Annotated in this window: 9 protein-coding genes; 2 read left to right on the top strand and 7 right to left on the bottom strand. The window is 66.8% G+C overall.

The genetic code is table 11. The annotated features are described in order from the left end of the window. The first annotated feature begins 188 nt into the window (after window positions 1-188). Window positions 189-1,802, top strand: coding sequence for an efflux RND transporter periplasmic adaptor subunit (locus OXG79_10060; protein MCY3784117.1), 1,614 nt, complete (start codon window positions 189-191; stop codon window positions 1,800-1,802). 2 nt (window positions 1,803-1,804) lie between these two features. After that, window positions 1,805-4,645 (top strand): FtsX-like permease family protein, encoded by a 2,841-nt coding sequence (locus OXG79_10055; GenBank protein MCY3784116.1) that lies wholly within the window; start codon window positions 1,805-1,807, stop codon window positions 4,643-4,645. A gap of 129 nt (window positions 4,646-4,774) precedes the next feature. Here the strand turns inward: OXG79_10055 and OXG79_10050 are convergent, their stop codons facing one another. From OXG79_10050 to OXG79_10020, 7 genes are read right to left on the bottom strand one after another with little or no spacing between them, the layout of a single operon-like run. Then, window positions 4,775-5,749: an amidohydrolase family protein gene (locus tag OXG79_10050; protein MCY3784115.1), complete on the bottom strand. Its 975-nt coding sequence runs from the start codon at window positions 5,747-5,749 to the stop codon at window positions 4,775-4,777. Continuing rightward, window positions 5,746-7,548, bottom strand: a complete 1,803-nt coding sequence (locus OXG79_10045; protein MCY3784114.1) for a hydantoinase B/oxoprolinase family protein — start codon at window positions 7,546-7,548, stop codon at window positions 5,746-5,748. Before OXG79_10045 ends, OXG79_10050 begins: the two co-directional genes overlap by 4 nt. Next, window positions 7,538-9,577: a hydantoinase/oxoprolinase family protein gene (locus OXG79_10040; protein MCY3784113.1), complete on the bottom strand. Its 2,040-nt coding sequence runs from the start codon at window positions 9,575-9,577 to the stop codon at window positions 7,538-7,540. The genes OXG79_10045 and OXG79_10040 overlap by 11 nt, the downstream gene beginning before the upstream one ends. Next, entirely contained in the window at window positions 9,574-10,590 is a 1,017-nt protein-coding gene (locus tag OXG79_10035) for an ABC transporter ATP-binding protein (GenBank protein MCY3784112.1), read from the bottom strand. The genes OXG79_10040 and OXG79_10035 overlap by 4 nt, the downstream gene beginning before the upstream one ends. Beyond that, window positions 10,571-11,569: an ABC transporter ATP-binding protein gene (locus OXG79_10030; GenBank protein MCY3784111.1), complete on the bottom strand. Its 999-nt coding sequence runs from the start codon at window positions 11,567-11,569 to the stop codon at window positions 10,571-10,573. Before OXG79_10030 ends, OXG79_10035 begins: the two co-directional genes overlap by 20 nt. Next, window positions 11,566-12,420: an ABC transporter permease gene (locus OXG79_10025; GenBank protein MCY3784110.1), complete on the bottom strand. Its 855-nt coding sequence runs from the start codon at window positions 12,418-12,420 to the stop codon at window positions 11,566-11,568. The genes OXG79_10030 and OXG79_10025 overlap by 4 nt, the downstream gene beginning before the upstream one ends. 49 nt (window positions 12,421-12,469) lie before the next feature. Then, entirely contained in the window at window positions 12,470-13,486 is a 1,017-nt protein-coding gene (locus OXG79_10020) for an ABC transporter permease (protein MCY3784109.1), read from the bottom strand.

Here is a 13,486-nt window from a genome sequence, read left to right as displayed (position 1 = left end):
GCATGTGGAGAGTACTTGCTGGAGGGTCCGCCAGGCGCCGGGACGTTCCGTTCGCGTACACCACGGGCTTTCTAGCGGCGGCGAGCAAACGCGGTCTCCACGGATTCTGCGGCACCGGGCCTGCCGGTAGAATCGACTTCACCGGCGAGAACAGCGTTGCCGGGCGGTCCGTGACTCGGGTGGCCGACGTGAGGAATGGCATCCGCGCCCTCGGGGCTTTGGCCCTGGCGTGTCTCGCTGTGACCGGCTGCGACTTCGTTACCGAGAGCGAATCGAGCGCCCCGGCGCTGATCATGGCGCCCCCGAGCTATCTCGACCGTCCCACGGTCGAGGTCCAGCGAGGCCGCATCCAGCAAGACATCCGGCTGGACGGCCGAGTGGCGGCCGAACTGGAGACGGCTCTCGCGTTCGACGTCCCGGGACTGCTCGACGTGGTCCACGTGCGGCGTGGCGATGCGGTGCGGGCCGGGGAGGTGGTAGCGGAGCTGGACACCGGTGCCAGGGCGGAAGAAATCGCGGCGGCGCGGGAGGAGCTCGAGAGCGCCGAGCAGCAGCTCACCACCGCCGAAACCGAGCTCTTCGAGCAACAGGCGGCGGCCGAAGAGGCGCTGCTGCTGGCCCAGAGCCAAGTCTTTGCCCGGCAGCAAGCGCTTGAGGCGTTGCTCGCCGGACCTTCGGCGGCAAGCCTTGCCTCCGCGCAGGCAGCGGTTGCCACGGCGGAGGCTGCGGTTGCCGGTCGCCGGGCGGAGGTGCGCCGCATCGAGGAGACGCTGCCGGCGGCCATCGACGCCGCCAGCGCCGACGTTGAGTTCCATGCGCTCCGGCTGATGAGCGCCCAGGACGAGCTGCGGCGCCTGCAAGGCCAGAGCCCGCCGGCTTCCGCCGAAGCGTTGGCAGCGGCCGAGCAGTCCGTGGCCGCCGTCACGCTCGCCTTGGCCGGCGCGCGCTACGAACTCTCCCTGCTTGAGCGTTCGGAGGGTCCGCCCGCGCTGCAGGTCGCGCGGGCGTCGACGGCAAGCGCCGAGGCTTTGCTTGCCAGCGCCGAAGCCGAATTGGAAGCCCTCCGGTCCGGAGCGGACGAGGCCACGATCAAGCATGCGCGGACGGTCCAGCAGGCCACCGTTCTCCGGCGCGACGCGGCCCAGCGATCCCTCGCTGCTATCGAGAATGCCGAGCTTGGTGCGGCTCATGATGTCGCGACGCTACGCGAAGCGGCTGTGGCTGCCCGTTCGAGGCTGGCGGAGTTGACCGCGCCCACGGACGACCACCAACTCACGGCTCCGTTCGACGGCGTGGTGACGTACGTGCCGCGCGTGCCCGGCACCCAAGTGCAACCGGGTGAGGCGATCGTTGAGATGGCCGATGCAAGCACGCTGGTGGTGCGCGCCAGCGTGCCTCGCGGGTATCAGTCCCAGCTTGCGGTGGGCCAGGCGGTGGACGTGGTCGTGGGTGGACTGGAGGGGACGGTCTTCCAGGGACGGGTTGCCGTGTTGCCGCACGAGGTCGGGACGCCGGGCGGCGGCACCGTGCGCATCGACGAAGCGAAGATCACCGCGGATTGGGCCGACGCGGATGTCGAGATCGGGATGCGCGCGTTCATGACGATCACCCTGCAGGTCAAGGATCACGTCCTGAAGGTCCCCATCACGGCCGTCCGTACCGTGAACTTGCGCCACTTCGTCGAGGCGCTCATCGATGGGCGGCGCCGCAGCCTGCCGGTGCGCACCGGCATTCGCAGTGACTCCGAGATCGAGATCATTGACGGGGTCGAGGAAGGCGCCGTCATCTTCGAGTCCTACTGACCGTGACGTTCACGCGGGCGCTCGCGGCACTGGTGCTTCGGCGCCTGCGCAGCAGTGGGCCCGCGATCCTGATCGTGGCCGTCGGCATGTGGGTCAGCGTGGCCCTGGTGACCGCGGTGCCGCTGTTTGCCGCGGGTTTCAGCGATGCCTTGCTCAGACGCGAGATCGAGCACGCGCGCCTCCCGCTGGCGTCCAGCGTCGTCGTGCGCCACTCCGAAGGCCGGACCCGCCAGCCGGCGATGGGGCGAGAGGGGTATCAGCGCGCCTCCGAGGTGTTGAGTACGCAGCTCGCCGATCGCGTCGGACTGCCCGAACGCCAACGGGTGAGCTATCTCGAGTCGGACCGGATGCCCGTCGAAGCGTTTGCGTCGACCGGTGAGCCGCTGCGGCCGTCCTCATTCATTTTCGGATACCTCGCCACCATGACGGGGATGGCCGACAACGTCGAGCTGCTGGAAGGGCGGCTGCCGGCCGATCCGGTCAGGACGGCCCAGGGCGCATCCGGCGCGCGGTTCGTGCTCCTCGAAGGGATGATGTCGTCGCGCGCGATGGATGACCACGGTCTGCTGCTTGGCGACCACATCGAGCTGACCCACAGCGACGCCCGCGCCACCGGGTCATTTGTCGTCCGTGTGGAGATCGTGGGCCGCTTCGTCCCCACGGACTCCGACTCGATCTTTTGGTTCAAAGAGCCCGGCGATTTCGACCAAGGCGCGGTGATCGTTGACCGCGATGCGTTCGTGAGCGGTCTCCTCGTCCTTCGACCCAGCCTCTACGGCGAGGCGGTCTGGTACTCGAACTTCGACCCGGACGCCATTCGTGCCGCCAACTACCAGCGCATCATCGGCGGGTTGCGCCAACTCGACCCGCTGGCGGGGACCGTGGCACCCAACGCGAGGGTGGAAACGCGCCTGGACCGCATTCTGGTCGCCGCGGACCAGCAGCGAATGACGGTCGAGCTCACGTTGTTCGTCCTCAGCGCTCCCGTCGTGGGCCTCGTCCTCTATTTCATGGCGCTCTCGACCGGGATGGTCGTGGACGGGCAACGTGCCGAGATCGCCGTGCTCAAGAGCCGCGGCGCCAGCACGCGGCAAGTCGTCGCCGTCTATCTCCTTGAGACTCTTCCGCTGGCCGGACTGGCGATCGCCGTGGGGCCGTTTCTGGGCATGGGAATCGCCCAGGCGATTGGAAAGACGCTCGGCTTCCTCGAGTTTACGAATCGGGCCGACCTGCGACTGGAGCTGACGGCAGGCCACTTTGGGCTGGCCGCGGCCACCGCGGGGTTGGGGATTCTCGCCATCCTGGCGCCGGTAGTCGGCGCCGCGCGTCGATCGATCGTGACCCATCGGCAGCAGGTCGCGCGGGCCCGGCGCGGGCCGTTCTATCAGCGATTCTTTCTTGACCTCGGGCTGCTGGGGCTGGCTCTCTATGGCTACGCCACGTTGCGCAGTTGGGATGCCCTGCCGGACTTAGGTCCCGAGGCCGAACCCTTCTCGCGAACCCTGCTTGTGCTCATCCCCATCGTCTTCATCCTGGCGAGCGCCTTGGTCTTCCTGCGGCTGGTCCCGTGGATCGTCCGTTGCCTGACATGGGCGGCGTCGCGCATGGGTGGCGTCGTGTTGTTTCTGGGCTTGCGGCAGATGGGACGGCGCGCGGGTCCATTCACGGGACTGATGATCCTGCTCATGTTGACCTTTGCCACCGGCACGTTCGGCGCGTCGATGGCGGCCACCATCAACCGGAATCTGGAAGACGGCGCGTACTACCAGATCGGCGCGGATGCCTTCTTCGAGGAGTACGGCGAGTTCGATGACGGCCAGGGGATCTGGCACATGCCCCCGATCGAGGGGCATCTGGACGCCAACGCCGGGGGCGCTGCCGCGGTGGACCGGGCGGCTCGCCTCTGGCGCGATGACGCTGTGGTCAGACTGTTGGGCGGACCCTTGGCCTACTCCCGCACGGTGACGGTCTACGGCGTGGACCCGGGTCCGTTCGCCCAGACGGTGGCGTGGCGCCGGGATTTCGCACCCGCGTCACTCGAGGCGCTGATGAACGCGATGATCATCGACGATCGGGCCTTGCTGGTCGATCGCCGACTCCTGGCGGAGCTCCCCGATCTGCAAGTGGGCGACTCCGTGAACGTCGCAGTCGGCGAGGTTGAGCTGGGGTTTTTTGCGGCGGGCGTCATCGACACGTTCCCCACCCACTTTCCCAACGACGGCTTCTTCGTGGTGGCGGACCTCGGGCGCCTCGAACGGTACTTGGGGGAATCTCCGTGGAACGTGCTCGCGCGACTTCATCCTGGCGTGGGAGCCGGCGAGCTTGTCAGCGGTCTTCGAGAGCTGGGCTACCGCGTGATTAAGGCGTTCGATGCGCGGGAATTGCTCGCGAGCGCCCGCAACGACGCCACGCGGATCGGAACGTTCGGGATTCTCTCGGCAGGGTTTGTGATTTCCGTGCTGCTGACGGTGGCCAGCCTCGCGACCTACGCCCTCATATCGTTCCGGCGTCAACTCCCGGAATTCGGAATCCTGCGCGCCATGGGGATTGCACGGCGCCAGATGGTGGCGCTCATCGTTTTCGAGCACGGCTTCCTGGTCGTGCTGGGAACGGCGGCCGGCACCGCGCTGGGGATCCTCACGGGCGCGCTGTTTACGCCATTCATGCAGCTCCACGGAGAACGACTGGACAGAATGCCGCCTTTCGTGGCTGTCACGGCCTGGGATGACTTGGGCAAGCTATTCGTGGTGCTCGGCATCGCGCTTGCGTTGGTGCTGGCCGTGACCATGCGGAGGCTGTGGGGCATCCGCACGCATGCCGCCATCAAGTTCGGGGACGAGTAGACCTCGCGTTTCCCTCCTCCGAGCACCAGCGGTCCGTAGCGTCGACGTCGGCGGCTTTGGCCCGTGGGCAGAAACGCATGGCTTTAGCGCCGTGACCGTGGCCGCTGTTACCGCGGCCGCAATCAGCCCTCAGTCGATAGACAGCCCGGCGAACTTCGCCGCGTTGACGCCCAGGACGAGCCGCTTCTCCTCGTCGGATAGAAAGTCCGCATGCGTGGAGACCATAGTGAGGTTTTGCTTGTAGGTGCAGCGGCCGTCGGTCCACGGCCAGTCCGTGCCCCACATGACACGCTCCGCGCCCGCGCCCTTCACCAGCCCTTCGAGCAGGGCAAGACCGTTGGCGTAGGGGTACTCCCACTCCGCGCCTTCCATGCGGCCGTTGGTCCACGCCATCTCATCGCCGAAAAAGATCGTGACGGCGGCGATGTCGGTGTAGAGGTGCTCGTGCCGGTTCAGCAACCGCACGAACGGGTCAAGCAGCGGAAACGGCGGGCGGCAGTTTTGCAGCCACAGGTCGCCCCAGGTGAAGCAGCCCCAATGGGTGAGTAGGAACTTCACCGTCGGGAAGTCACGCGCGACCGGCTCGAACAGGTCCAGAAACTCCTGGTAGTCCGACACACAGGCCCGCAGGCGCGGATCGTTCCAGCGTTCCCATGCCATGATGATCGGCACGTCGCGCTCGGCGCACAGCTCGTAGACCTTGCACAGGCCGGGATCGGACGGCAAGTGTCCCCTATAGGCCGGGAACATCTTGAGCCCCACAGCCCCTGCGTCGAGGTCCTCCCGGATCCGGTCGAGATACCCCGGTCGATCCGGGTTGATGTGATCGGTGAACCAGATCAGGCGGTCGGTGTTTCCGGGCAGCGCGTCGAGGAAATATTCCTTGGTGATGCGGTTGGCCGTCGGATCGTTCCAGGCGTCGCCCAGGTCCGGCCAGATGTCCTCCGCCGTGTAGCTGATGAAGAAGCACTTATCCACGCCGGCGTAGTCCATCTCGTCGAGCAGCAGCTCGGCCGACATCGGGTGCCAGGTGTAGTGCATCCGCACGCCGCGATCGTTGGCGTGGGCCTTCTCCAAGATGTGCACTTGGGTGTCGATGATCATCCTTCCCTCGTTTCTCCAGCGAGCGGGTGGCGCGCCTCGATGGCACCCTCCGCGGCTAACTCCCCTGATTCGTCAGATCGTCCCTGTCCGGCTCTCAGCAAGCGCGACTTCGCCTCATCGACCTGCCCGGTGTCCTGGTCGACGCACACCGCATAGTCGGACTCCGCCTCAGCCGGCGTGATGTGGCCGCGACGCAGGTCGTCCACCACCCGCTCGATCGCACGCTCGCGCGGGTCCCCGTAGCCGCCGCCTCCACCGGTGAAATAGACCATGCGCGATCCGGCTGGCAGTGCATGGTTGGTGCACTTCTGCACCCGCTCCACGTGGTCGTCCGGGGAGTGAAGCTCGATGAAGCTGCCCCGCCCCGGCTGTCCGCCGTGCAACCCCCAGGGCAGACACTGCGAGCGTTCGAAGTTCGCCACCAGGCGCACGTCGGCCAGCAGGCGGGTCGCTCGCCGCACGCCAAGGCCGCCGCGAAACGCTCCGGCCCCGCCCGACCCTGCCCGGAGCTCGTAGGCCTCCACCCTCACAGGGAACTTTCGCTCGGAGACCTCAACCGGGTTGTTGCGAATGCCCCCCATCACCATGGCGTCCTCACCGTCGGCGCCTGGCCGCGCGCCCCAGCCGCCGCCGGCTTCGTCCACCATGGCGAAGAAGCTGCCGTCGGAGGGATCTTCACCGAACACGTGGGCGCCGCAGCTCCAGCCGTAGTTGCCCGCCATCGGCTGCTCAACCACCGCCTGCGTCGCGGCGCGGCGAATGCAATCGACCAGGGTGCCCGCCGTTTTGAAACCCCAGAACACGGGCGACGGCCGCCGGGCGTTGAAGACCGATTCGGCAGGCACCTGCGCTTGAACGGGCCGAAAGTGCCCTTCGTTCGACGGCTCATGCGGGCTCGTCAGGCTCTTGAACGCAATCCGACAAATGGCGTTGGTGTAGTTCGGGTTCATGTTGTAGGGCCCGGCGCACGGGCCGCTCGAACCGGTCAGGTCCACCACCATGTCCGACTCGTCGACGATCAGCGTCACCTCGATTCGGACCGGCACGTCGCGGTTGACTCCGTCGTCATCCAAGAACAGCTCCGCCGAGTACCTGCCGTCGGGGATCTCTTGGACCTTGGCGCGGGCGTAGGCCTCGCCCTGCACCAGCAGCGCGTCGCAGCACTCGCGGTACAGGTCGTAGCCGTAGCGGTCGATCACCTCGACGAGACGCTCTTCACCCACGATGCAGGCGCCCACCTGCGCCTGCAGGTCGCCGAGCATGGTGGACCGCGACATGCGGCTGTTGGCCGACATCAGCCGCACGATCTCCTCATTGAGCCGCCCTTCGACGTGCAGGTGTACCGTCGGAATCACCAGGCCCTCTTGGAAGATCTCGGTGGCGTCGGTGCTCGCGAAGCCGGCCTTGCCGCCCAGATCGATCAGATGCACCCGCACCGCGGTGAAGCCGAAGAGCACCTCCCGGTAGTAGGCGGGCTTGACGATGCTGACGTCTTGCGGGTGCTGCGAGCAGCGATAGGGATCGTTGACGAGGAAGACATCGCCGGCGTGCATGTGCTCGACCCCGCCCACGTCCTCGATCACCGCCCGCACCGCGTTGGGCAGGTCGCACAGGAAGTACGGCAGTCCGTCGGCCTGGGCCAGCGTCTCCACCCGCTCGTTGAAGAACGCGACCGAGAAATCCAGCGACTCGTAGATGATCGGGCTGAACGCTGATCGCATGATCTTGGTCCGCATCTCGCCCGTCACCGAAATCAGCGCGTTGCGGATCAACTCGATCGTCACTGCGTCAGCTGCCATGCGCGCCCCCCTCCGTGTCGACGATCAAGAAGCCGTAGGCGTCGACGGTCAGCCGTGCGCGCGGCGGTATTACGGTCGTGCTGCTGGCCTCGCTGACGATTGCCGGACCGCTGAGTGCGTGACCGGCGCGCAGATCGCCGCGATTGAAATGCGGCGTGTCGCAATAGGCGTCCTCGAAGTAGACCGGCGACCGGCGAAAGGGCGTTAGTCGCGAACCCGGCTCGGCGGCCTCAATCGGCTTGAGCTCCGGCCGGTCAGTGGCGCCGCGCGCGGCCAGGCGCAGATTGACGATCTCAATCGGCTCGGCCAGGTCGTAGCCGTAGACGCGGCGATGCGCCTCATCGAACGATTCCTTGACCGAGCTCGGGCCAAACTCCGGCGGTGCCGGCAGTGTCAACGTGTGCTCCTGTCCCCGGTAGCGCAGGTCCACCTGACGCACGAACTCGTGCGAGTCCTCGAGCACGTCTTGCCGCATGAGCAGGGTGCGGCCGCCGGCCTCCAACTCGGCGAATAGCGACTCGATCTCGCCCAGCGAGCCCGGCTCGACGGCGAGTACGACGGTGCGAACCAAGTCTTGCCGAAAATCCGCGAACAACATGCCCCATGCGGAAAACGTTCCCGGCGCCGGCGGAACAATCACTTTCGAAATGCCCATTTCCCGCGCGATGCCCACGGCGTGCATTGGTCCCGCCCCGCCGAACGCGAGCAGGCTGAAGTCCTTGGGCGACAGCCCGCGGCCAATGGTGATCTCGCGCACGGCGTTGGCCATGTGGTTCGTCACCAGCCGCACGATCCCTTCAGCCGCTTGCTCGACGTTCATGCCGAGGGGCTGAGCCACCCCGCGGGTCACCGCCTCGGCGGCCAGATCGGGCTGGATCTGAAGGCCGAGATGGGCGAACGTATCCGCGCCGATGCGCCCCAACACCAGGTTGGCATCGGTGACGGTCGGCTCGCGTCCGCCGCGTCCATAGCACGCCGGACCCGGCTGCGCGCCGGCGCTCTGCGGGCCCACTCGCAGGGAGCCGTCGATCTCCACCCGCGCCAGCGAGCCTCCGCCCGCGCCGATGGCGTTCACTTGCAGCATGGGCACCAGCACGGGCAGCCGGTTGATCTCGGTGTCGGTGGTCAAGCCCACGTCGCCGTCGATGACCAGACTCACGTCGCAGCTGGTGCCGCCCATGTCCAGGCTGATGATCTTGGCGTCGCCGAGCCGACGCGCCACCTGCGAGGCGCCGATTGCGCCGCCCGCCGGGCCCGACAGCAGCGTCTGGATCGACCGGGCCTTGGCCAAGGCCGCGTTCATGATGCCGCCGTTGCACTGCATCACATACAGCGAGCGGTGATACCCGCGCCCGGCCAGCTGTCGCTCCAGGTCCTCCAAGTACGCCGTGATCAACGGCTGCAAGTAGGCGTTCATCACCACCGTGCTGGTGCGCTCGTATTCGCGCCATTCCCCGCTCACTTCGTGAGAAAGCGAAATGCTCACCCCGTGGAGGCGCCGTGCGAGGATTCGCCTGATCTCCAGCTCATGCGCCGGATTGGCATAGGCGTGCAGGGTGCACACCGCCACTGAGCGCACTCCGCGATCCTCGAGCGCCTCCGCCAGTGCCTCGACCTCGGCGGCGTCCAGCGGCACGAGCACCTGGCCGAACGCGTCGATTCGCGCGTCGACCTCGAACACTCGGTCCCGCGGCACCAGCGGTCGAGGCTTCTCGTAGACGTAGCTGTACATGTCGGGCTTGTCCATGCGCCCGATCGCGTAGATATCGCGAAAGCCCCGGGTGGTCACCAGCCCAGTCGGGACGCCCTTTCCCTCGAGAACGGCATTGAGACCAACTGTGGTGCCGTGAACGAAAAACTCGACCTCGGCAAGCTCCGCGCCGGCGCTCGCCAGGCACGCCAGCACGCCTTCCGCCAGCGCGTCGGGGCTCGAGGACGACTTGGCGACTCGCAGCTCCCGCGTCTCGTGGTCCAACAGCACCAGGTCGGTGAATGTGCCTCCAATGTCGACTGCCAGGCTCCGGCTCATGCTGGCGCCGCCTCGCGCTCGGCCTCGGAATAGAGGAAGCAGGCGACCCGATGGCCGGGCTTGGCGTCCAGCAGCGACGGCTCCTCGTGCCGACAGCGCTCCATCACGAAGGAGCAGCGCGTCTGAAACCGGCATCCGGTGGGAATGTTGGCGGGGCTGGGCGGTTCTCCCGGCAGCAGAATGCGCTCGCGTTTGGTGAAAGGATCCGGGATCGGGATCGACGCGATCAGTGCCTGCGTGTACGGATGCAAGGCGTCGTCGAAGACTTGCGCGGTGGCGGCGATTTCCACGATTGCCCCGAGATACATCACCGCCACGCGGTCGCACGTGTGCCGCACGATGGTGAGGTCGTGCGAGATCAGCAGGTAGGAAACCCCGGTCGCATCTTGGACCTGTTGGAGCAGATCGACCACGGTGAGCTTCAGGGATGAGTCCAGCGCCGAGGTCGGTTCATCCAGGACGATGAAGTCGGGCTCGGTCGCCAGCGCCCGCGCGATCGCCACCCGCTGCTGCTGCCCCCCGCTCAGTTGATGGGGATAGCGGCTGCGGTGCATCGGTTCGAGCCCCACTTGGCCCAGGAGCTCGAGCACGCGCCGCGCCGCGTTCTCGCCGCGTGCCAGGCCGTGAATGCGCAGCGGCTCGGCCAGCGTGGCGCGCACGGTGCGCATCGGGCTCAGCGATTGGCCCGCGTCCTGGAAGACGATCTGCATCCGCTGACGCAGGTCGCGCAACTGCTGGCCGGCGGCCCGCGTCACGTCCACCTCGCCGAACGCCACCGATCCAGACGTGGGCTCGAGCAGCCGCAGGATGCATCTCCCCAGGGTGGACTTGCCGCACCCGCTTTCCCCCACCAATCCAAAGGTCTCGTGCGAGTGCACCTCGAACGTCACTCCGTCCACCGCGCGCACTGGCCCGTCCTGTCGCAACTGCTCGGGCGTCCCCCGGAGCTCGCGCTGACCGTGCGACGCGAAATACTTGAATAGCTTGGTGACGCTAAGCAGCGGCGAATTCACGGATAACCGTCTCCTGGCAGAGGACGTGGTGCCCGGGCGCTACTTCAAGCCTCGGGGGTTTCGCCGGCCGGCAGGCCGGCAGCACGTGCGCGCAGCGGTCGGCGAAACGGCAGCCCGGCGGCGGATGCAGCAGGTTGGGCACGACGCCGGGAATGCGTTCGATGTCCGACAGCGGGCTGTCGCGGTCGATACGCAAGGTCGAATCCAAGAGCGCCCGCGTGTACGGGTGGCGGGGATCGCGAAAGACGGCGCCGACCGGCCCCACCTCGACGATGTGCCCGGCGTGCATGACGCCAACGCGATCACACATCTCGGCAATCACGCCCATGTCGTGGGTGATCAACAGGATCGAGGCGGCGTGCTCCTCCTTGAATCGCCGGAGGTGCTCCAAGAGCTGTGCGCCCACGGTTTCGTCCAGCGCCGTGGTCGGCTCATCGGCAATCAACAGTCGCGGACGCGACGACAGCATCATGGCGACCATCACACGCTGGCACATTCCCCCCGAGAGCTGATGCGGGTATCGCGTGAGCGCCGACTCGGGGTCGGGCATGCCAAGGTCCCGCAACATCTGAACCGACCGGCGACGGACTTCGCCGCGGCCAAGATCATGATGGGCGCGCAGCGCGCGGGACAACTGCACCGCCACCGTGCGCACCGGATCCAGGGAGGCCCGGGGATTCTGGAAGATCATCCCGATCTCGCCTCCGCGGATGGTGCGTACCACGCGCTCCGGGAGCTCGCGCAGGTTGCGCCCGCCAAACACGATGTCGCCGCCGACGATGCGCCCGGGAGATGGCACCAGCCCCAGGATCGAGAGCGCGGTGACCGACTTGCCGGAACCGCTCTCGCCGACGAGACCAAAGACCTCGTTGGCCCCGATCTCAAAGTTGATTCGGTCCACGGCCTCGAGGGAGCCGTCGCGGGTGCGGAAGTGCACCTGCAGCTCGGAGACTCGGAGCAGCGGGCCGTTGGCGCTCATTGTCGGCGCCGCCGGGGGTTGAGCACGTCCAGCAAGCCGTTGCCGACCAGGTTGAACCCGAGCACGGTCACGAAGATCATCAGCCCGGGAAACAGCGAGATCCACCACTCGCCCGTGCGGACGTAAGGCGAACCCTCACTCACCATGATTCCCCACTCGGGCGCCGGCGGTTTGACGCCGACGCCTATGAAGCTCAGCCCGGCCGTTTCCAGGATCACGTAGCCAAACGTCAACGTGGCTTGCACCACCAGCGGCGGCAGCGAGTTGGGCACCAAGTGAACCGCGAGCACCCGTAGCGGTGAGCTGCCGATGGCGCGGGCAGCTTCCACATAGAGACTCTCTTTGCGGTGGAGAATCTCGGCCCGCGTGATCCGCACCATTGGTGGAATGGCAATGACCGTCAGCGCCACCACCAAGCTGAGCATGCCGCCTTGCTGGATCGTCACTGCGATGCCGATGGCCAGAATCAACGGCGGAAACGAAAACACGACATCCATGGCTCGCATGACCAGTTCGTCCGCCACCCGACCGGCGAACCCGGCCAGGGCGCCCAGCACCACGCTCATCACGAAGGCGACGGACACCACGATGCCCGCTACCGCCAGGTCGACCCGCGCCCCGTGCACCACCCGCGAGAAGATGTCACGGCCGAACTGATCCGTGCCCATGAGGTGTTCCGACGAAGGCGGTTGCGTGGTGTTGAGCAGGTCGCCGCTCACCGGATTCGCCGGAGCGATCAGGGGCGCGAAAATGGCGAACACCACCACGATCGCAATCAGCGTCAGACCGACGACCGTGAGCGTGTTCTGGCTCAGCTGATACCACACGGCGGCAACGCGCCGGCCCGACACATCGAGAGCACCGCGTCGTCGGCTCGGGGAGAGTTCGGCGGTGGCCACGTCAGCGCACTCGGATCCGCGGATCGATGGCGAAGTAGAGCATGTCGACCGCCAGGTTGATCAGCGCGAACAAGACCCCCACGACGAGGACCAGGCTCTGGATAGGTGCAAAGTCGAGCCCGATCACGCTGCGGTAGAGATAGAGCCCAATACCGCTCCAGGTGAAAACGATCTCAACCAGCACCGCGCCCCCAACCAGGTAGCCGAGCTGCAGGCCCACCATGGAAACCACCGGAATCAATGCGTTGCGCAAGGCGATCTTGACCACGACTTGCATGCGCGAGAGACCCAACGCTCGCGCTGTGCGCACGAAGTCCGAATCCAGAGCCTCGATCATCGCGGCGCGCGTCATGCGCGTGATCGGCGCCAGCGGCAGGATGCCCAGCGTGACGGCCGGCAGCACCAGATAGAGCAGGCTCGATCTCAGGGCCTCCCAATTGGCGGTCAGCAGGCTGTCGACCACGTAGAGACCCGTGATCTGCGCGGGCGCCTCCACGTCCGATGCCAGTCGGCCCAGCGGCGCCGGCAGGAGGTGCAGCTGGGTCACGAACGCGATGATCAGGAGCAGGCCGATCCAAAACACCGGCGCGGAGATGCCCAGGATGCCGAGCAACGTGGCCAGGTGATCGAACGGACCGTTGCGCCGAAGCGCGGCGGCGACGCCGAGGGAAACACCCAGCACCACGGCGATCAGCAACGCGGCGAGGGCCAGCTCAATGGTCGCCGGGAACCGTTCGACGAAGTCCTCGGCCACCGGATTGTGGGTGCGCCAGGAATCTCCAAGATCCCCCCGAAACACGTTGCCCATGTAGGTGACGTATTGCTCCGGCAGCGACTTGTCGAGCCCCATCTCGGCCCGCTTCAGCTGTATGAGCTCCTCCGTGGCGAAGACCCCCAGCCGCGAACGCGCGGGGTCGCCGGGGAGCACGTGCACCAGGAGGAATGCGACGATCGAGATGCCGAAGACGACGAGCACCAGCAGCGCCAGCCGCCGCGCCAAATATCGTCGTCGCGTCAT

The sequence above is a fragment of the Chloroflexota bacterium genome, assembly GCA_026706485.1.
Lineage (GTDB): Bacteria > Chloroflexota > UBA11872 > UBA11872 > UBA11872 > JAJECS01.
The sequence above is the reverse complement of the archived record's forward strand: the minus strand, read 5'-3'. Positions and strand labels throughout refer to the sequence as shown.